The following is an 18,586-nucleotide window of genomic DNA, read 5'->3' as shown; positions in this document are numbered from 1 at the left end:
CCTGTTTGATAGAATGTTAATAACCACAAAAACTTTCTATTGGAGGTCAAAATGGACTCTTTACATTCTACCATGAATCGGCACGTTAAAGGAAAGCATTTATCATTTGAAGAGCGAGTTATTATTCAATTGCGTTTGAAAGATGGCTGCTCTTTGCGTGCAATTGCTCGTGAACTCAACTGTTCTCCTTCTACTATCAGTTATGAGGTTAAACGTGGCACTGTAAAACTGTATCATGGTAAAGTCAAAAGATACAAGGCTACTCAAGGACATGATGTATATCAAGCTCATCGTAAAAATTGTGGGCGTAAATCAGACTTTCTCAAAAAAATCAATTTATTCACTATGTCCACAAACATTTCTTTAAAGACGGTTGGTCGCTTGATGTTTGCAGTAATCGTGCCACTGTTGCTGGCGAATTCTCTAGCAGCGATGTTGTCTGCACCAAAACTCTTTATAATTACGTTGATAAGGGCTTATTAGGCATTTATAATTACGACTTGCCTGAGAAGCTTAAACGCAATACCAAGCTTCATCGTGTGCGCAAAAACAAGAAAAAGCTTGGCAGAAGTATTGAAGAACGTCCAAAAGAAATTAGTGAACGTAATGAATTCGGTCATTGGGAATGCGATTTGGTCCTTGGACATAAGACTAAAGATGATGAAGTGCTGTTAACCTTATCTGAGCGCATGAGTCGTGAATTCTTAATTATTCGTATTCCCGACAAGACTTCTATCAGTGTCATGCAGGCCTTTAAAGAACTCCAAAGACAATACAGTGAACACTGGAATGATATTTTTAAAACTATTACCACTGATAATGGTTCAGAATTTGCGGATCTTTCCAACCTAGAAGAAGCCTCCAATACACTGGTTTACTATGCCCATCCTTACACTTCTTGTGATAAGGGAACAGTTGAAAGACACAATGGTCTTATTCGCAGATTCATTCCTAAAGGAGAAGCAATAGCTAACTATTCTTTACAAAATATCATTGACATTGAAACCTGGTGCAACTCATTGCCAAGAAAAATTTTAGCTTATCACACACCAGATGAAATCTTTGAAAGAGAATTAGATCGAATCTATCAAGCAGCTTAACTAAAAGTGTTCAATTTATTATTGCAATTTACGAATAAATATAATCTTAATAATTGGAATAATAAGACAGAATGGAGTTGCTACATTAACACTGATATAATTCATCCACATGGTCAAGAAAGTATTCCACGTAGCTTATTGTTCGGATCAAATTGTGAAAGATTTAAAGATAATAAAGATTTAGATAGATTTAATAAAGAATATTGGGCACGATATGATGTTAAATATTCTACACTCTTGAAAGAAACCGAACTGTATATTATTTATGGATCATCTATTGGTGAATCAGATAGTTGGTGGTGGAAGAAAATTTGTGAGTCCTTAAAAAATGGTGCAGAATTAATTGTTTATTCATATAAACATGAATTTTCATCTTTGGACTTTGTTAATAAGTATGTGAAAATAGCTGATAGAAAATTTGTATTGAGTAGAATTTTTGTAGTAGATTATAATAACGCAAAAAATTTAAATTTTCTTTCTCTAAGGAATTTTTAGTTCAATTATATGAGATTTAATATTATAAGAAATAAAAGAGAAAATATATTGATCTTAACAGAGAATTAAATTTAGAAGATAAAAATAATCATTTATCTGCTAAGATTATAGATAAACGTCTTCTAAAATACTGTATTGTAATATACTTTAATTTTTTTAAGAACTAATGATACAATACATTATTTTTTTAAGTCTGATAAGTAATTGAGTTTATAAATAAAAATAAAATGGTGAGATAATGAAAAAATAATTTGTATAGCATTATTAATTTAGAAAATGTTTGTATAGTTGCGCTTTTACTTTATATAATAGGTTGCTCAATTTGGCCTAGATTTTTCAAATATTTGGGGATAAGTATAGAAATAGTATCAGTTTTATTAATTGTAATTATTGTACATATTGAAAAAAATAGAGGAGAGATAGAAACTTTTAAAAGCAAAGTGGAAAATTATCGTATTTTAATAGCTAGTATTTTTCTATGGCTTGTAGGTTTTCTAATTGTATAGCCCCATCAATATTCTGTTGGTCTAAAAAATTGGATTGGTATTAGTTCTATTATAAGTATAGGTACTTTTTTGTTTGCTTATAAGCCGCGAATAATTGAAGTGATCTTAGATGGAGATTATGTAGTTGAACAAGAGAATTCAGTAAAATATTATAAATTTAATTCAAAAATTTGAACTATTTATGCTATTAATAGACTTAATAAAAATACAAAACTATCTTATAAAGGAATATGTACTGAGGAAGATTGGAAAAAGTTAAATAGTGATGAAATTACCGAAAGTCAAGTCTTATTTTGGAACGAAGAAAAAGAAATTAGTAACGTGCTGCAAAAGAAAGATTACAAGACAATTGATAAAAATGAGGAAAGTGAATTCTATAGAGTAGATGTGGAAAAACTAAGAACAGTATATTTAAAGGACCTAGTAAAACAAAAAAATCTAGTAGTTGTATTTAAAGATATTGGAGGGAATTATTGGACTAAAAAATTTAAATTCGGAAAATTATATATTCTTAATGACAGCAACTAAATATTGTAGAGAAAAATATTATATGCTATATTAATATGGATGTCTTATTGAGAGGGGCAAAATTATGGCAGAAATTTTACAAGCTCAAGAACCTATTGCTGTTGCGAATTTTGTGATAGATATAGCTAAAAAAAATAATATGTCTGTCACAAATTTGCAACTTCAGAAAATATTATTTTTTTTACAAGGATTTACTCTATGTAAGTATAAATATGGTATAGTAAACGGAACTTTTTCAAAATGGCAATATGGTCCGGTTCAAAAAAATGTTTATCGTACTTTTAGAGATAATGGTGCAGGACCGATTACAAATAAATATGTAAATGCTTATTTTGATTCTAATGGTCAATTTCAAAAACAAATTCCCGAAATTGAAATAACTAATAAAGTTCGGAAAGAAATTACTGATTTTACATTAAACTTAATTAAAATTCCTACATGGAAATTAGTAGGATTGACACATAAAGATCCTAGTTGGTATAACTATAAAGATAAAATAATGAATTATGAAGCGCAAGATTATAAAGATAATGAAATATTAGCCTGTTTCCAAAGTAATGAATCAGAATTAAAATAATGGATAGAAGAAACTTTATTGAAGGACTTATAAATAAGTTTACTATTAAATTAGATCAAGATAAGGATAATGATCAATTAATTGATAGTTTAATTTTTTTAGGAGAACAAGAGAGTTAAAAATTTAAAGAGTAACTTTGCGTTACTAGAAGAAATTACTGAAAATAAATTTGAAGCGTTATTAAACGATGAAAAGTTTGCTATATATTCTAAAGATGAAATTGCTAAAGATTTAAATAAAAGAGATGAGAATGAAAATAGAAGAAGAATTACCAATAATCTTTTGAGATTTGAACGACATATTCAATTAAGCTGTTATCAAAGAGATTATATTTTAAGTCAAACATCGGATGCTGAACAAATAGCTAAAAATGCAAAAAGAAAAGTAGGACATATTTATTCCGAATTTGTCGGAATATTAGCTATTTTTACTGCAATGTCGTTTGCAATGATGGGTTCAGTTCAAGTTTTAGGAAATTTATTTCATGATGTTAAATTGTGGGGAATAGCTTCAATAGGATATGCGCTCATTATTGGAGGAATTTATGTTAATATTATGTATATAATAATAATGACACTTTTGGTAGGCATAAAAAAACTATACGGAAATGATGAAAAGGATGCTAAATATAAATTTACTACTGGGATTGTAACTCTTGTTATAAGTGTAAGTATGTTAATGATAATTGCCGGGTTAGCATTCTTAAAAATAATGAAATAATTGGCTGTTTGTCAAACAACCTAAAGTAGGAGATGAATTGTAACATGACGATGTTATAATTCACCTCTTATTTTTTTGTTTAAAATTAAGTTGAGGTTGAGGTCGACAACAGGAAAGAATTGATAATTCGTTTGTCAAACTGGCCCGTTGATATATTTTTCTTTTAAAGCTAGATTTAGGTTGTTGATCGTTAAGATCGTATTTTAGAAATTGAGTAAGTGAAATATATTAGCCTCAATAAATATTGTGAGGTGATCTTGTGAATTTTATAGGAATAGACGTTAGCCAAGGTAAAAGTCATGCAACACAAATAACTGATGAGTTTGAGAAAAGAACTTTTGCTTTTAATCATAATAAAAGTGGATTTAATGATTTATCTACTCACTTTACCTCTGATACTTGTATAATTTTTGAAACAACCGGATATTATTCAAATGCACTAACCCGTTACTTGCAACAAAAGCATATAAAATTTATTGAACTTAATCCTTTTGAAGCAAGTTTACGAATGGCAGAGCTTAGACGTAATAAAAATGATAGTAATGATTCATTTAAACTAGCTATGCTTGGTATAACGCAATATGATGAAATTAAGTTTAGAGGGAGACAATACTCAGATGGCTCTTATAAGAATTTGAAAAAATACTGTCTCAATTATCTGTATCTTCAAAAGTGTCAAACAAGAGCAATTAATCATTTACGATCATTAATTGAGTTATCTTTTCCTGAGTTAAATTCAATTTTTGTTCATGCATCTTCGGTAATGGCATTACAAATGTTTAGAATGTATGCTCATCCTGACTTTTTAGTCGGCTTAACTGTTAAAAATATGGTTGATAGGCTTTATCAAATAATTGGGAAGCATATAAATCGAACTTTAATTGAAAAATACTGTGCTAAGGTTTGGCTAGCTGCTAAAGGATCTTATCCTAGTATTGAAGCAGATGATCCTATTATCCTTTTAATTTTTGATTATTGTGATGAAATAGAAGCATATAATAATCGTTTGATAAAAGATAAAAAAGAAGTAATTAGACGAGCTTCTAAATTTAAGAAATTTAGAATAATTACAAGTATTCCCGGTACTGGGCAATTGAGCACCGCATTGCTATTAGGCTTTACTGGTGATCTTAATCGCTTTTCAATTTATAAGCAGTTAAATGCTTTTCTTGGAGTGGATCTAAACAGGTATCAATCTGGAAAATTTGAGAAAAGAGATAAGATTAATCGTCGTGGTAGTAGTCAAGGACGATATATTGAATCAAATATGATCAGAAGTATGTTGCGTAATCAAGCAAGGATTAATAATCATATCATTGATTATTACTACAAAATGAGAAAGCCACCTTATTCTAAAAAAGATAAGGTGGCTTTAATTGCCTGTGTTAATCATCTAAATCGTACAATCATAAATCTGGTCCACACAAATCAGTTATATGATTATCAAAAAGCGATTCATTAGATATCGATTGACACAAAATAATAGAAAACTTCTAAAAGACTAGTCTTTTAGGGTATTTTTAGTATACTCTTTTTTCTAAATATGTTTATCTTGACATTCTATAAGAAATCCTGTTGATGAAATAGCATAGATATTATAAATAAGAAAACGTATAGACCCTAATAAAGTTTTAAAAAATTGAAATAAATTTTATTGGCTTATTTCAATAGAATGGAACTTTTTGAAGTCTATTTTTCATTTGAATATAATGTATATGATTATGTGTTATAAATTTATAATTATTTAAAAAATGAGTATTAAAAGATCTAAAATTAGAGTGGATTAATAACTAAGATGAAAAAAGATGGATTTTTAAAAAGTATCCCATTTAGTGGGATGAGTATAATTGAATTATTATTAATAATATTCTTATTTTCTGGAAGATATCTAAATTGGGGTTCAGGTATAGATGTAAACATCTTTTTAATTGTTGCAGTATCTACTTTTGTGGGTATGACCTTACTTTTAACTTGTTGGACCAAATCGAGGTATTATTCAAAAATGGTAATGTATGGTGAACTTGCTGTAATATCAATATATTATTTCACCTTATTTACTGTGAATATAATTATGTCCAGCTTTGGAATAAAAAAGCCTCCTTTTTACGGAAAAATCATTTTTATATTATCTATTATATTAATGCTTTTAACTTTAATAGTTGGTTGGCTAAAACTAAAGTCTAAACCGTTTATTATTGAAGGATCAGGAATAAGCTGGGCGATATTATTGTTTTTTCTGTTAGTAAGCTTATCTATATCGATAAGCTTACATCAACTGTTACCTATAAACATTTTATATTTTTCTTCCCTTTTCTTTTTAATAGGTATTATTAAATTTATACAAATGAAAAGTAGAACCTTAAAAGAGGCTCTATACTATTTGATAGATTCGCAAATATTTGATGCTATAGTAAGTATAGTTTTTTATTTGATTATAATGATTTTTGGTTCAGCAATTTTTATATTTTATTTTTCTAGTTTTGCTAAATGGATAAATATATGGGCTCCTTTAATTGCTGTTTCTGTTACGTTATTAATCGTTATGAAATCGTATAAGGAAAATATAAAAGAGTCTGATAAAGGAATAATTATTTTTTCATGGATATTCTGTATAGTTCTTTTTATCTCTATTTTTATTATGACAGTTCAAAAAAATATTTGGGGTACGTATACAGGCTTAAAAGTTATATTGGGCGCTATCTTAGGAATTGACGCGATTTTTTTGCTTGCTTTAAAGCAAAAAGACATTTTTATAGATAATTTAGAAAAAGACCCTTCCTTGATAAAAAATCCTAATGGGGAATTAGTAGTTAAACGAATTAAGCTACTTTTAGGAAATATTACTATTTTGTTTACTTTTGTAAATGTAATTTTTTACAATGACGCTATTACTAAAAAAATAATTAAAATTCTATCTCCTTTTTTGGAAAACATTGCACCAAAACTTTTGTATTCAACTGATGAAATTGACAATCATATCAAAATAATAACTCTTAGTATAATAATTATTTTGATAACATTTGTATTTGCCATACTTTTGCTTTTTGTGGAAGAATATATTTGTAGAAAATTATTTTTTAGGAAAAAATTAATGTATAAAAAACATTTTTAATTAGATAAGGTTCAACTTAAAAATATAATCTTTAATAAATTAAATCGTCGGAGAATAGAATTATTAGGATAAAATGCCAAAATACTATACAAGCGGTGAATTTGCGAAAAAGGCTCATGTGTCGATTCGTACAATTCGCTATTATGATCAAAAAAATTTATTAAAACCATCAACGCATACTACCAGTGGTGCTAGGCGTTATACTGATGCTGATTTTGCAAAGTTGCAACAAATTCTTCTATTGAAATACTTAGGATTTTCTCTAAGCGACATTCGAGAAATGACCTTAGGTTCAGGGGACAGACAATTGCTGCTTGACTCACTGCAAATTCAAAAAAGATTAGTAGAAGAGCGACTTAAAGAAATGCAAAATGTGGCAACTGCTATTGATTCTACGAGTAGCACATTGAAGGCTGGTCAAGAAGTTGACTGGAGCAAGATGCTAGACCTAATCCACTTAACTTCAATGAATCAATCTTTAAGTACGCAATATCAGAATGCTTCAAATATTTCTGCTCGAATTAGGCTGCATCGAGATTATTCTCTCAATAAAGAGGGATGGTTCCATTGGCTGTTCAAGCAGCTTGACTTAAAGCCGGGGATGAAGATTCTTGAATTGGGCGCTGGCAATGGTGCCTTATGGTCTCAGAATTTAGATAAACTGCCAAAAGGTTTAACAATAGTTTTATCCGATATTTCAGAGGGAATCTTAGCAGATGCTAAGAATGAAATTGGCGATAATTCTGAATTTCAATATGCAGTTTTTGATGCTCAAAAGATTCCCTTTGCCGATAATACTTTTGATCTGGTGATTGCTAACCACATGCTCTTTTATTGTGACGATATTCCAAAGACTTTAAAAGAAGTTCGCGGGGTAATGAAAAAGGGTGCATCTTTTGCCTGTGCAACTTATTCAAAGCGCCATATGCATGAAATCACTGATTTAGTTCAAGAATTTAATCCTGAAATAGTTTTATCTTCTACTAATCTATATGATCGTTTTGGTCTCGATAATGGCGCAGAAATTCTAAGTAAAGACTTTGCTGATATTTCTTGCCATAAATATCAAGATGCAATTGAGCTGTCTGAATCTACACCAGTGATTTCTTACATTTTATCCTGTCATGGTAATCAGAATGCGATTTTGTTAGATCATTACAATGAATTTAAAAACTATGTTGACGAAAAAGTAAGTGGAGGATTTCACATTACTAAAGACGTGGGATACTTTATTTGTAAAAAAACATAGTTTTTTTATTATTAAGCTTGAAGGTGACGTAACGTAATGTTATATACTTCATATGAACTAAAAAATATTTGGAGGAATAATATGAAAGTTATTGTTACTGGTGGTGCCGGTTTTATCGGTTCAAACTTTATTTTTTACATGTTAAAGAAACATCCTGACTATGAAATTATCTGTTTAGATAGTTTGACTTATGCAGGTAACTTATCTACTTTGAAGGATGTTATGGATAATCCTAACTTCAAGTTTGTTAAGTTAGATATTCGTGATCGTGAGGGTGTTTACAAGTTATTTGAAGAAGAAAAGCCTGACGTAGTAGTTAACTTCGCTGCTGAAAGTCACGTTGACCGTTCTATTGAAAATCCAGAAATTTTCTTAGAAACTAACATTATTGGTACTTCTGTTTTGATGGATGCTTGCCGTAAGTACGGTATCAAGCGTTTCCACCAAGTATCAACTGATGAAGTATATGGTGACTTACCATTAGATCGTCCAGATCTTTTCTTCCATGAGGATACTCCTCTTCACACTTCAAGCCCATACTCATCAAGTAAGGCTAGTGCAGACTTATTGGTTGGTGCATATGGTAGAACTTTCCACTTGCCAGTAACTATTTCACGTTGTTCTAACAACTATGGTCCATATCAATTCCCTGAAAAATTGATTCCTTTGATGATTCAAAGAGCCTTAAACAATGAAAAATTGCCAGTTTACGGTGATGGTAAGAACGTTCGTGACTGGTTATACGTTGAAGATCACTGCAAGGCAATTGACCTTATCTTAGAAAAAGGTACTCCAGGTGAAGTTTACAACATTGGTGGACACAACGAAATGCACAACATTGATATTGTTAAGCTTATTTGTGACTACTTAGACAAGCCTTACTCATTAATTGAACACGTTACTGACCGTAAGGGACATGACCGTCGCTACGCAATTGATCCTGAAAAGATCCACAATGAATTAGGTTGGCTTCCAGAAACTATGTTTAAAGATGGTATCAAGAAGACTATTCAATGGTATCTCGATAACAAAGAATGGTGGGAAAACATCATTTCTGGTGATTACCAAAACTACTACGATGAAATGTACGGCAAGAAGCAAGTTTTAGATAAGGATTAATTCAGCATGAAGGGAATTATTTTAGCAGGCGGTTCAGGTACTCGTTTATATCCATTGACTCTAGTAACTAGTAAGCAATTATTACCAGTTTACGACAAGCCAATGATTTATTACCCATTATCTACTTTAATGCTAGCTGGTATTAAAGATATTTTAGTTATTTCTACTCCAGCTGATACTCCACGTTTTAAGGAGTTATTAGGTGATGGTTCACAATTTGGAATTAACCTTTCTTACAAGGTACAACCAACTCCAGATGGTTTGGCACAAGCATTTACTTTGGGCAAAGATTTCATTAATGGTGAACCTTGTGCCATGGTCTTAGGTGACAATATTTTTTACGGAAACGGTTTTACTGATTTACTTAAGAATGCTGCTGAAGATGCACAAAAGGGTAAGGCTACAGTATTTGGTTACTACGTAAATGATCCTGAACGTTTTGGTGTAGTTGACTTTGATGAAAACGGTAAAGCAGTTTCTATTGAAGAAAAGCCAGAACAACCAAAGAGCAATTACGCTGTAACTGGGCTTTACTTCTACCCAGCTGGAGTAAGTGAAAAAGCTGCTCAAGTTAAGCCAAGTGCACGTGGTGAAGTAGAAATTACTAGCTTAAACGATATGTATTTACAAGATGATAACTTAGGAGTACAGCTTTTAGGTCGTGGTTATGCATGGCTTGACACTGGTACAATGCAAAGTCTAGTTGACGCTTCAAACTACGTAAAAATGATTGAAGAACGTCAAGGCGTTTCAGTATCTGCACCTGAAGAAATTGCCTATGTACATGGCTGGATTGATAAAGATCAACTCCTTGAAGCAGCAAAGCACTATGGCAAGAGTCCATATGGCAAGCACTTAAAGTCAGTTGCTGAAGGTAAAGTTCGTTATTAATATTTTTAATTAAAGAAAGAAGCTTTTTAAAAATGGGACAAATTAAAGTTGAAAAAAATGTTGGTGGTATTGAAGGTTTAGCAGTTATTACACCAACTGTTCATGGAGACGATCGTGGCTACTTCATGGAAACTTTTAACCAAAGAGACATGATGGAGGCTGGCTTTAGCATTAACTTTGTTCAAGATAACCAATCAAGTTCAACTAAGGGTGTGCTTCGCGGTTTACACTTCCAAAAGAAGTACCCACAAATTAAATTAGTTCGCGCAGTTCGTGGTAGCGTATTTGATGTTGCTGTTGACCTTCGTAGTGAATCTAAGACTTATGGTAAATGGTACGGTGTTGAATTAACTGCAGAAAACAAGAAACAATTCTTAATTCCACAAGGCTTTGCTCATGGTTTCCTTGTTTTAAGTGATGTAGCAGAATTTTGTTACAAAGTTAATGACTTCTGGCACCCAAACGATGAAGGTGGTATGGCTTGGAATGATCCTGAAATTGGCATTGAATGGCCACACCTTAAAGGCGATTACCCAGGTAGTCCAGATGCTTCTGGTTACACTCTTGATGATGGTACTAAGCTCAACATGGCTGAACGTGATCAAGAATGGAAGGGCTTAAAGGATACTTTTAAGTTTTAATTAGTGAGGTAAATGAATGAAAGTTTTTGTAACTGGCGTTAATGGTCAACTTGGCCATGACGTAATGAATGAACTTGCTAAGCGCGGCTATGAAGGTGTAGGTTCTGACTTGGCACCTGAATATGCTGGTGTTGCTGACGGAAGCAGCGTTACTAAGGCACCTTATGTTTCTTTAGATATTACTGATGCAAAAGCCGTAGACAAGGTTATTTCTGAAGTAAATCCTGATGTTATTGTTCACTGTGCTGCCTGGACTGCAGTTGATATGGCTGAAGATGACGATAAGGTTGCAGCTGTTCGCAAAGTTAACGTTGACGGAACTCAAAACATCGCTAACGTTGCAAAGAAATTAGATTCCCCAATGGTTTACTTGTCAACTGACTATGTCTTCGATGGCCAGGGAACTACCCCTTGGGAACCAGACTTTAAGGGCTATAAGCCTTTGAATGTTTATGGTGAAACCAAGCTTGGCGGGGAAGAAGCTGTTGCTAATACTTTAGACAAGTATTTCATTGTTAGAATTGCTTGGGTATTTGGTGTAAATGGCTCAAACTTTATCAAGACTATGCTTAAGGTTGGTTCAAATCACGACGAAGTTAAGGTTGTTAGTGATCAGATTGGTACCCCAACTTATACTTTTGACTTAGCTCGTCTTTTGGTAGATATGATTGAAACTGATAAATATGGCTACTACCACGCAACTAATTCAGAACTACCAGCAACTGAAAGTGGCTATGACGAAAATGGTACTAAGACTGGTTATATTTCTTGGTACGATTTCACTAAAGAAATTTATCGACAAGCTGGCTATAAGACAAAGGTTACTCCTGTAACTACTGAAGAATATGGCTTATCTAAGGCAGTTCGTCCGTTTAACTCTCGTCTAGATAAGAGCAAGTTAGAAGAAAATGGCTTTAAACCACTTCCAACTTGGACTGATGCTATTAGTCGTTACTTAGATATCTTAAAAGATGACGGTTTCTTCGACAATCTGAAGAAGTAGACTTTTTTAATTGAATAATACCGAATTGAAATGGAACTAAGCGTTTTGAGGCTTAGTTTTTTTTTTGATTATATTGGATAAATTTTCTCATGCCTAGGAACTATTGAACGTAAATAATAGTTGAATAAAAAAATGATAAATTAGCATTTGGAATTTATGCCTTAAAAGTCAACCAAACTTAGAAAAGAACAAAAAATACTTATACTTTCATGATTAAAGTGATATTATATAAACTATAAAAATTAATAATGAGGGAGAAATTATGAAAATAGATTTCAAAATTATAAAACGAATCTGTAGGGCGATGGATTATACTTTGATTCAATTTAGACCAGTTTATCAACAGGCTATTTCTGAAGTTAATGATAATGGGATTAGATCTGCCTTATGGGCAAAAAGGGCGGATATTTTGACTCAAGATTTTGAATCAGATGAGTCAATAAAAGTATTGCATATAAAGCGAGGCAATTTATGGCAAATTGATCCTGTAGCGGATTTAGATAGTGGAGATTTATATGTTTTAATGTCTCGAAAGAATTTGAAAGAGAGAATAAAGGAAGCAAAGCAAAAACAATTTTCACCACATTATTTATATTCGTTACTTATTAAAAATAGTTATATAAAAGTTAAACAGCCAAAAGAAGTTTCACTTTTTCCGCTTTACTCTGAAGAAACCGAGAAAGAACATTTTGCTTATCGGATGGAAGACTGTGAAAGAATTCTTGGAAATTATCAGGAAAAGATAAAAAGAATTATAGTTGTCGCGGTAGACTATGAAGCTGAAATAGCTATAACCGCTCATGCAATTGTATACGATAGCAATTATAATGTAGCCGATGATATAGATGTAAGTGATTACCTTTTACCAGCTACTCATACAATTACTCATACAATTACAGGAGAATCATCCCAAGAGAGTACTACTGTGCCTTTAGTAAAATTTAGGCAAAATAAGAAAATACAAAAGGAAGATAAGTAATGAAGTTAAATGGGACACGTTTAAAGGAAGCACGTTATTTTAGAAAAATGACAATTACTGAACTTGCAAAGCGGGTTGGAATTACTAAACAAATGATTTCTAGATATGAAAGGGAAACTGGTGAACCAAGTTTAGAAACTTTTCAGAAAATAGTCAGTGTTTTGAAATTTCCCATTAATTTTTTTACTGAACCGGATATCAATAATTTTCATAGTTTAGGGACCTTTTATAGAAGTAGATTGACAGCTACTCAGACAGAAAAAAGACCAAGTGAGTTTTATCAAAAAGTTGCATGTTATGTTCGTGATTATTTTGAGGAAACTCTTGAATTTCCAAAATTATCGAAATTTAATGTAACTTTTGATAATCCTGAAGATGCTGCAAATTATATTAGAAAAACTTGGAGATTGGGAACTGATCCGATTCCTAATATGATGCGGTTACTAGAAGAACACGGGATAATAGTATATATAGTGCAAACCAACTCTAAAAAAGTAAACGCACATAGTGGATGGATGAGTATTGGTGACCGATCGTATTTTATAGTAGCTTTAGATTCGAATAGTGATAATTTCTTCAGTCAGCAGTTTAGTCTTGCACATGAATTAGGACATTATGTATTACATTCGGGAGTAAATCCGCAAATAATAGAAAAAGAGGAGTATCGTAAAATGGAACAAGAAGCAGAAGAATTTGCATCCTGCTTTTTGTTACCTTCAGATACGTTTACCAAGTCTGTTTTGGGATTTGAAAATGATTTGGAGCATTATATAGCCTTAAAATTTAAATGGTATACTTCAATGAATGCAATGATCGTAAGAGCTAGAGGCTTACGACTAATTGATGCAGATAATTATTTAAAATTACAAAAAAGAATAAGCTATAAAAAATGGCGAAAAAAAGAACCTGGCGATGAAAAAATTGAATTAATGAAACCTGAAGCTTTTAAAGAAGCATTCAATTTGTTAGTAGACAACCACCTACTTAATCCAAGTTTGCTTAGTAATAATATTGCTTCTCAATATCAAGTTTCTATACCTAATGAAGTTTTGTCACAAATAATTGGTGTTGATATAAGCAAATTTAAAGGAGAAATAATTAAATTAAGAAGTTTCTAATGTGAAAAAATTATTTAATGTTTATGAAATAATTACCAGTTTGAAAAAAGAGAGCGATTTTTGTGGGTCACTACAAGTTACTACAAAATGTTCTCTTTTTTATTGAAATTTTTTGATATCCACCAAATCATTTTAACCCCCTACAGTGCAAAAGTCTATTTTAAATATAAGTGCCTGTTTATAAGTGTCAAGAAAAATAATATTAATAAATAATTTAAAAACGACTAAGATTGTTTTATTAGTATGTGGTTTAAGTGCATCATCAGGTTTTATAGCTGTTAACATGAGAAAAGCATCAAAGAAAGTTGGTTTAGATTATAAAATTCAAGTTTGCAGAGAAGCAGAATTTGGTGACTATGCAGATCAAATTGCTGCCTTAATGTTGGGTTTCTTACTTAAAGACGGAGTTTGGTGCGATTAAATTACAAGTACTTGACAAGGTAAAGTAATTTTAATGAAACTAGATTACTATTCAATTTCCATTTGATTTTATGGATTACATGAAATTAGACAAGCAAAGAATCATTGCGGATCTTTTCCTCAGGGCGCGGTATGTTTATTTTCTAATATTATAATAATGCAACTATCTTAATTAGAAGGATTTAAGGATATTTCGCCCAAGGATAAAATTCATGATTCTGTTGAATAATTGATTTTAAAAATTTATAGTAAGCATAGAGTTAGAATTGATTCAATAAATGTAACAAAGGAGGTCGACCGGACAATGAGTATTTATAGAAATGACGATATTTTAATTACAGACTTAATGGATAGAATTGATAAGTTAGAAAATCAGGTTACTGATTTGAAAAAAGTTTTTTATAAACAATCAGGAGAGAGTCACAGCACATTTCTATATGGTTGTGAAGTACGTGGTTCTGACTATTTACATCTTGAAGATAAGGTAATTCCTCGTCTAAAAGAGAATGATCCCGTTCTATTAATACGTGAGGCTGATAATAAGTACGATAAAAATGCTATTTCTGTAGCTACTCCGGCTGGGCTAAAATTAGGTTATATTCCACGTGAACATAATTTAATTTTTAGTCGTTTGATTGACTCTGGTAATCTTTTATTTGGTCGAGTAAAAAACTTCCATTGGGATGGTAAAAATTTGGAGTTGGTAATCAAAGTTTACTTGGCAAATTAGAATATTTTAAATAAGGTAAATAAATATTTTTATTAAAGGTTTTAGGTAATTAAACTCATAGACTTTTAGCATAAATAGTTGGAGTGGGAAATGCTATATAAACAAATAGAACAAAATAAGCGGAATACATGGATCATTTTGGGATTGTATACTGCTTTATTACTTATATTAAGTATTTTTCTTGGAATGATTTTTACAAAATATGTTGGGATTGGATTTTTTATCATTGGTTTGATCTATATTGCACACGTATATTTTGATGCCACGCAGCATTTAATGAAAGTTACGAATGCGGTTGAGATTACTAAAGAAAGTGATCCTGAAATATACGAGCTTGTTGAGGAACTCTGTCTAGCAGGAGGCTTACCGGTTCCTAAAATTTACATTACTCCTGATCCAGATCCGAATGCTTTTGCAACGGGACGCGATCCTGAACATGCAAGTTTGGCTCTTACGCAAGGGCTGTTGAGTATGATGAACAAGAAAGAAGTGCAAGGCGTTATCGGACATGAACTTTCTCATATTAGAAATTATGATACACGCATTACAGTTTTAGCTAGTGCTTTGACCAGTTTGATTACCATAACTGGGATTGGAATCGTATTATTTGGTTGGGGAGTATTGACTAGCGAAAGCAAGGGCTGGCTAGGACTGATTATTAAATTTTTTGCTATGTTTTTAATTATAGTTGGTGGGATTATTTCGATTATTGGTATTCCACTAGCTAAGTTATTGTTTTTATTAGTTTCGCGTCAAAGAGAATATTTGGCCGATATAGGTTCAGTTGACTTAACACGTGAACCAAGCGGATTGATTTCAGCTTTGTCTAAACTTGAAAAAATGGAAGAAAGCGAATCAACACCAGAAATTAATTCTCAAGATTTAGCTTTGGAGCATTTATACTTCAACTTACCACATCCAGGTAATTGGATTGATCGACTATTTTCTGATCATCCACCGCTAGATAAAAGAATAGAGCGGTTGAAGAATAGCGATAAGATTGAGTAGAAGAGAGGACCAGCATCATTTTTGATGTTGGGTCTTTTTGTTTTATTAATCAAAGTAATGGACTGATAAATCAAGGAACTTTTAGTTTTCTCTACGCCAGGGGAGCCATCAAAAAAGGATGTTTCTATACACCAGAAACATCCTTTTTAAAGTACACTTATTTACCAATCAATTGTTGAAAATCGCTAACTAATTTTTGAAAAGTTGCATTCAAATTTTGCATAAATTCATTTTGATTATTTTTCATTTGATTCAGCAAAGAATCAGCTTGATTAGGATTTTGCTTAATTTGATCAATCGTAGAGCCCAATTGATCAATTTGATTTTGCAAGGCTTGATTATTAGCTGCATTATTTTTCAATTGTTGATTTTCATTCTTAATTTGATCTAATTGATTCTGCAATTCTTCCTTATTTTGATCTTGCTTATAATTATTGATTGCATTCTGCAATTCTTTGTTTTGTTGCATTAGTTGCTTGTTTTGCTCTGACAAATTATCTAACTTGCTATTAGTATTATTGAGCGCATTACTTTGAGCTTGTTCATTTTGAACAGTATCATTATGTGCTTGGCAGGCTGAAATTCCAAAAATAATTGCAATTAATAATACAAGAACGCCAAGCACAATATAGACAACTTTTTTCTTGCTTTTCTTTTTTGGACTAGGTGTTTGAGATGGTGTCTTATATTGTGGAGCAGGAGTAGGTTGCACTGGAGGGCGAGTAGTACTATTTACATTATTCTTATCAGTGACCCAGGCTTGAATTTTCTTAGTTGCATATTCGTTATTAGAACCAATTGCAGTGATGATTACCGGATAAACGCCTGCTTCTGAACGGTTAACAGCTTTTTTATTAATACTTAAATTGTCATTTGAAATAAGCTGTCCATTTTCAGTTACAGTCAACTCTAATTGAGAAATTATCTCTTGGTTAGTTAAGTTTTGGTTTAGTGGCCATGTGATAGAATCAACACGGGTATTAATTTGCAAAGTCATTTTTAATTCCTTCTAAAACTCTAATCTATGTATATTAATTATACTAATAAATAAGTATTTAGAAAAATGAATCGATAGTAGTAAAATAAAACTTAATTATTATAGAAAGTGAAACCTTAAATGATGAAACGTTCTGAGCCTGTAACTTTAACTAATATGTGTATGATTAAGAAAAAAGATAAAATTTTAGTTCTTGATCGAAATGATCCTGTTTGGCCTGGTTTAACGTTTCCCGGTGGCCACGTTGAATCGCATGAGTCTTTTCATGATTCTGTAGTTAGAGAAATAAAGGAAGAAACAGGTCTCTTAATTAAGAATCCGCATTTAGTTGGAGTAAAACAATTCTTTGACAAAAATGATGAACGATATTTAGTATTTTTTTATGTAGCTACTGAGTTTACTGGAACAGTAAAAGCTTCTGATGAAGGAAAATTGACCTGGATGACAAAGGAAGAATTGACAAGTAAAAAATTAGCCTATAATTTTGATCACGATTTACCAGTTTTCTTTGATAAAAATTTAAGCGAACATTTACTAGATGGAAAAATAGATCAAACCTACTAAAAAAGGCACTCAACAGAGTGCCTTTCATATTAGTCATTTTGAACATCTTCACTTGATTCGCTTGAATTAGAATCATTATTCTGAGTAGTTGGTGATTGCTTTTCTTCAGTTGAAGTTGAAGCATCATTGGATGAAGAACTTGAAGTTGATGTACTTGGTTCTGATTTAGAATTACTTACAGCTGAATTTTGATGGCTTGAATCGGTGTTATTATTAGTTGACCAATTATTACTGTAATAGTAATTGCTTTTTGGAGTGTAATAACTATAATTTTGACGAGGAAGAGTATATAAAGAAGTACCAAAGTTTGATTTTAAGCTTCTATTGGTTTCAGTACTGTTTTCGCGCTTAGAATTATTTAAAGATGGAAGAGCTGAACTGGAACTTTGAGCTTCTGAGCTTGAGTTATTTTCATTCTTATTAAGGGTGTCAATTTGATCATCCATCTTTTTATTTTCATCTTTAGACTTATCTTTATCTTTTTTCTTTTTATCTTCGCTCTTCTTTTTAGGCTGTTCCACTTTCTTATGTGACTTCTTATGAGAAGAAGATTGAATGATTGCATAATCATCCGCGGAAGACTTATGTTTAGGTTCCACTAAGTTATTACGGCAACCTGCAAGTAACAAAAGACCACAACTTAAAGCACCAACAATTAACTTTTTCAAATTAAATTCCTCCACTTAAAACTTCCTTTATTATAACCAAAATTCTCGATATAAGATAGCAAAATTAGGCTATTTTAACTTTATATGAAAATAATATATATTTTTCAAATTTAGAAGCTTAAAGAACAAATTCGGTGAGAGAAAAGATATAATAGAAAGTG

The 18,586-nt window shown here is 31.5% G+C and carries 18 protein-coding genes and 1 pseudogene; 17 read left to right on the top strand and 2 right to left on the bottom strand.

Features of this window, described 5'->3' with window-relative positions; all coding sequences use genetic code 11:
• Window positions 1-51: 51 nt before the first annotated feature.
• The 16 genes and pseudogenes from LpgJCM5343_RS05660 (at window position 52) to LpgJCM5343_RS05580 (ending at window position 16,196) form a co-directional block, all read left to right on the top strand.
• Window positions 52-1,100, top strand: a pseudogene (locus LpgJCM5343_RS05660) (IS30-like element ISLga1 family transposase).
• A gap of 21 nt (window positions 1,101-1,121) precedes the next feature.
• Window positions 1,122-1,595 (top strand): AbiH family protein, encoded by a 474-nt coding sequence (locus LpgJCM5343_RS05655; protein WP_020807929.1) that lies wholly within the window; start codon window positions 1,122-1,124, stop codon window positions 1,593-1,595.
• Between the two features lie 1,098 nt (window positions 1,596-2,693).
• Window positions 2,694-3,206 (top strand): Panacea domain-containing protein, encoded by a 513-nt coding sequence (locus tag LpgJCM5343_RS05645; protein WP_020807932.1) that lies wholly within the window; start codon window positions 2,694-2,696, stop codon window positions 3,204-3,206.
• Window positions 3,207-3,488: 282 nt separating this feature from the next.
• A complete protein-coding gene (locus tag LpgJCM5343_RS05640) occupies window positions 3,489-3,926 on the top strand; it encodes a hypothetical protein (RefSeq protein ID WP_113532416.1) in 438 nt (145 codons plus the stop codon).
• 259 nt (window positions 3,927-4,185) lie between these two features.
• On the top strand, window positions 4,186-5,388 hold the full coding sequence (locus LpgJCM5343_RS05635; RefSeq protein WP_113532415.1) for an IS110 family transposase: 1,203 nt from the start codon (window positions 4,186-4,188) through the stop codon (window positions 5,386-5,388).
• A 333-nt stretch (window positions 5,389-5,721) separates the two neighbouring features.
• The gene (locus LpgJCM5343_RS05630; RefSeq protein WP_113532414.1) at window positions 5,722-7,038 is read left to right on the top strand and encodes a hypothetical protein; all 1,317 of its coding nucleotides are present in this window, start codon (window positions 5,722-5,724) and stop codon (window positions 7,036-7,038) included.
• 73 nt (window positions 7,039-7,111) lie between these two features.
• Window positions 7,112-8,287, top strand: a complete 1,176-nt coding sequence (locus LpgJCM5343_RS05625; RefSeq protein WP_077958826.1) for a MerR family transcriptional regulator — start codon at window positions 7,112-7,114, stop codon at window positions 8,285-8,287.
• Between the two features lie 81 nt (window positions 8,288-8,368).
• Window positions 8,369-9,406: a dTDP-glucose 4,6-dehydratase gene (gene rfbB / locus LpgJCM5343_RS05620; RefSeq protein WP_003647166.1), complete on the top strand. Its 1,038-nt coding sequence runs from the start codon at window positions 8,369-8,371 to the stop codon at window positions 9,404-9,406.
• A 6-nt stretch (window positions 9,407-9,412) separates the two neighbouring features.
• Complete coding sequence (gene rfbA, locus LpgJCM5343_RS05615; RefSeq protein ID WP_113576149.1) at window positions 9,413-10,297, top strand: glucose-1-phosphate thymidylyltransferase RfbA; 885 nt, start codon at window positions 9,413-9,415, stop codon at window positions 10,295-10,297.
• 32 nt (window positions 10,298-10,329) lie between these two features.
• Entirely contained in the window at window positions 10,330-10,938 is a 609-nt protein-coding gene (gene rfbC / locus LpgJCM5343_RS05610) for a dTDP-4-dehydrorhamnose 3,5-epimerase (protein ID WP_101890790.1), read from the top strand.
• A 16-nt stretch (window positions 10,939-10,954) separates the two neighbouring features.
• On the top strand, window positions 10,955-11,941 hold the full coding sequence (rfbD, locus tag LpgJCM5343_RS05605) for a dTDP-4-dehydrorhamnose reductase (protein WP_101890789.1): 987 nt from the start codon (window positions 10,955-10,957) through the stop codon (window positions 11,939-11,941).
• Between the two features lie 262 nt (window positions 11,942-12,203).
• Complete coding sequence (locus LpgJCM5343_RS05600; RefSeq protein WP_101890788.1) at window positions 12,204-12,920, top strand: DUF5986 family protein; 717 nt, start codon at window positions 12,204-12,206, stop codon at window positions 12,918-12,920.
• Window positions 12,920-14,038: an XRE family transcriptional regulator gene (locus LpgJCM5343_RS05595; RefSeq protein ID WP_101890787.1), complete on the top strand. Its 1,119-nt coding sequence runs from the start codon at window positions 12,920-12,922 to the stop codon at window positions 14,036-14,038. Before LpgJCM5343_RS05600 ends, LpgJCM5343_RS05595 begins: the two co-directional genes overlap by 1 nt.
• 283 nt (window positions 14,039-14,321) lie before the next feature.
• Window positions 14,322-14,459: a PTS sugar transporter subunit IIB gene (locus tag LpgJCM5343_RS09620; protein ID WP_167435363.1), complete on the top strand. Its 138-nt coding sequence runs from the start codon at window positions 14,322-14,324 to the stop codon at window positions 14,457-14,459.
• A gap of 303 nt (window positions 14,460-14,762) precedes the next feature.
• Entirely contained in the window at window positions 14,763-15,188 is a 426-nt protein-coding gene (locus LpgJCM5343_RS05585; RefSeq protein WP_003648680.1) for an HIRAN domain-containing protein, read from the top strand.
• 90 nt (window positions 15,189-15,278) lie between these two features.
• The gene (locus tag LpgJCM5343_RS05580) at window positions 15,279-16,196 is read left to right on the top strand and encodes a M48 family metalloprotease (protein ID WP_101890786.1); all 918 of its coding nucleotides are present in this window, start codon (window positions 15,279-15,281) and stop codon (window positions 16,194-16,196) included.
• Between the two features lie 157 nt (window positions 16,197-16,353).
• Here the strand turns inward: LpgJCM5343_RS05580 and LpgJCM5343_RS05575 are convergent, their stop codons facing one another.
• Entirely contained in the window at window positions 16,354-17,193 is an 840-nt protein-coding gene (locus tag LpgJCM5343_RS05575) for a hypothetical protein (protein ID WP_101890785.1), read from the bottom strand.
• 123 nt (window positions 17,194-17,316) lie between these two features.
• Between LpgJCM5343_RS05575 and LpgJCM5343_RS05570 the strand changes: the two genes are divergently transcribed.
• Window positions 17,317-17,757: an 8-oxo-dGTP diphosphatase gene (locus tag LpgJCM5343_RS05570; RefSeq protein WP_035429893.1), complete on the top strand. Its 441-nt coding sequence runs from the start codon at window positions 17,317-17,319 to the stop codon at window positions 17,755-17,757.
• A 29-nt stretch (window positions 17,758-17,786) separates the two neighbouring features.
• Here LpgJCM5343_RS05570 and LpgJCM5343_RS05565 read toward each other — a convergent pair whose 3' ends face one another.
• Window positions 17,787-18,440 carry a hypothetical protein gene (locus LpgJCM5343_RS05565; RefSeq protein ID WP_101890784.1) on the bottom strand — a complete coding sequence of 218 codons (654 nt, stop codon included), beginning with the start codon at window positions 18,438-18,440 and terminating at the stop codon, window positions 17,787-17,789.
• Window positions 18,441-18,586 lie beyond the last annotated feature (146 nt).

The organism is Lactobacillus paragasseri (assembly GCF_003584685.1).
GTDB lineage: Bacteria > Bacillota > Bacilli > Lactobacillales > Lactobacillaceae > Lactobacillus > Lactobacillus paragasseri.
The sequence above is the reverse complement of the archived record's forward strand: the minus strand, read 5'-3'. Positions and strand labels throughout refer to the sequence as shown.

Excerpts from the sequence above, each read along its gene's own strand:
- rfbC (WP_101890790.1), top strand. The coding sequence starts at position 10,330 with ATGGGACAAATTAAAGTTGAAAAAAATGTTGGTGGTATTGAAGGTTTA.
- rfbD (WP_101890789.1), top strand. The coding sequence starts at position 10,955 with ATGAAAGTTTTTGTAACTGGCGTTAATGGTCAACTTGGCCATGACGTA.
- LpgJCM5343_RS05580 (WP_101890786.1), top strand. The coding sequence starts at position 15,279 with ATGCTATATAAACAAATAGAACAAAATAAGCGGAATACATGGATCATT.
- LpgJCM5343_RS05630 (WP_113532414.1), top strand. The coding sequence starts at position 5,722 with ATGAAAAAAGATGGATTTTTAAAAAGTATCCCATTTAGTGGGATGAGT.
- rfbA (WP_113576149.1), top strand. The coding sequence starts at position 9,413 with ATGAAGGGAATTATTTTAGCAGGCGGTTCAGGTACTCGTTTATATCCA.
- LpgJCM5343_RS05645 (WP_020807932.1), top strand. The coding sequence starts at position 2,694 with ATGGCAGAAATTTTACAAGCTCAAGAACCTATTGCTGTTGCGAATTTT.
- LpgJCM5343_RS05575 (WP_101890785.1), bottom strand. The coding sequence starts at position 17,193 with ATGACTTTGCAAATTAATACCCGTGTTGATTCTATCACATGGCCACTA.
- LpgJCM5343_RS05570 (WP_035429893.1), top strand. The coding sequence starts at position 17,317 with ATGAAACGTTCTGAGCCTGTAACTTTAACTAATATGTGTATGATTAAG.
- LpgJCM5343_RS05595 (WP_101890787.1), top strand. The coding sequence starts at position 12,920 with ATGAAGTTAAATGGGACACGTTTAAAGGAAGCACGTTATTTTAGAAAA.
- LpgJCM5343_RS09620 (WP_167435363.1), top strand. The coding sequence starts at position 14,322 with ATGAGAAAAGCATCAAAGAAAGTTGGTTTAGATTATAAAATTCAAGTT.
- LpgJCM5343_RS05585 (WP_003648680.1), top strand. The coding sequence starts at position 14,763 with ATGAGTATTTATAGAAATGACGATATTTTAATTACAGACTTAATGGAT.
- LpgJCM5343_RS05600 (WP_101890788.1), top strand. The coding sequence starts at position 12,204 with ATGAAAATAGATTTCAAAATTATAAAACGAATCTGTAGGGCGATGGAT.
- LpgJCM5343_RS05625 (WP_077958826.1), top strand. The coding sequence starts at position 7,112 with ATGCCAAAATACTATACAAGCGGTGAATTTGCGAAAAAGGCTCATGTG.
- rfbB (WP_003647166.1), top strand. The coding sequence starts at position 8,369 with ATGAAAGTTATTGTTACTGGTGGTGCCGGTTTTATCGGTTCAAACTTT.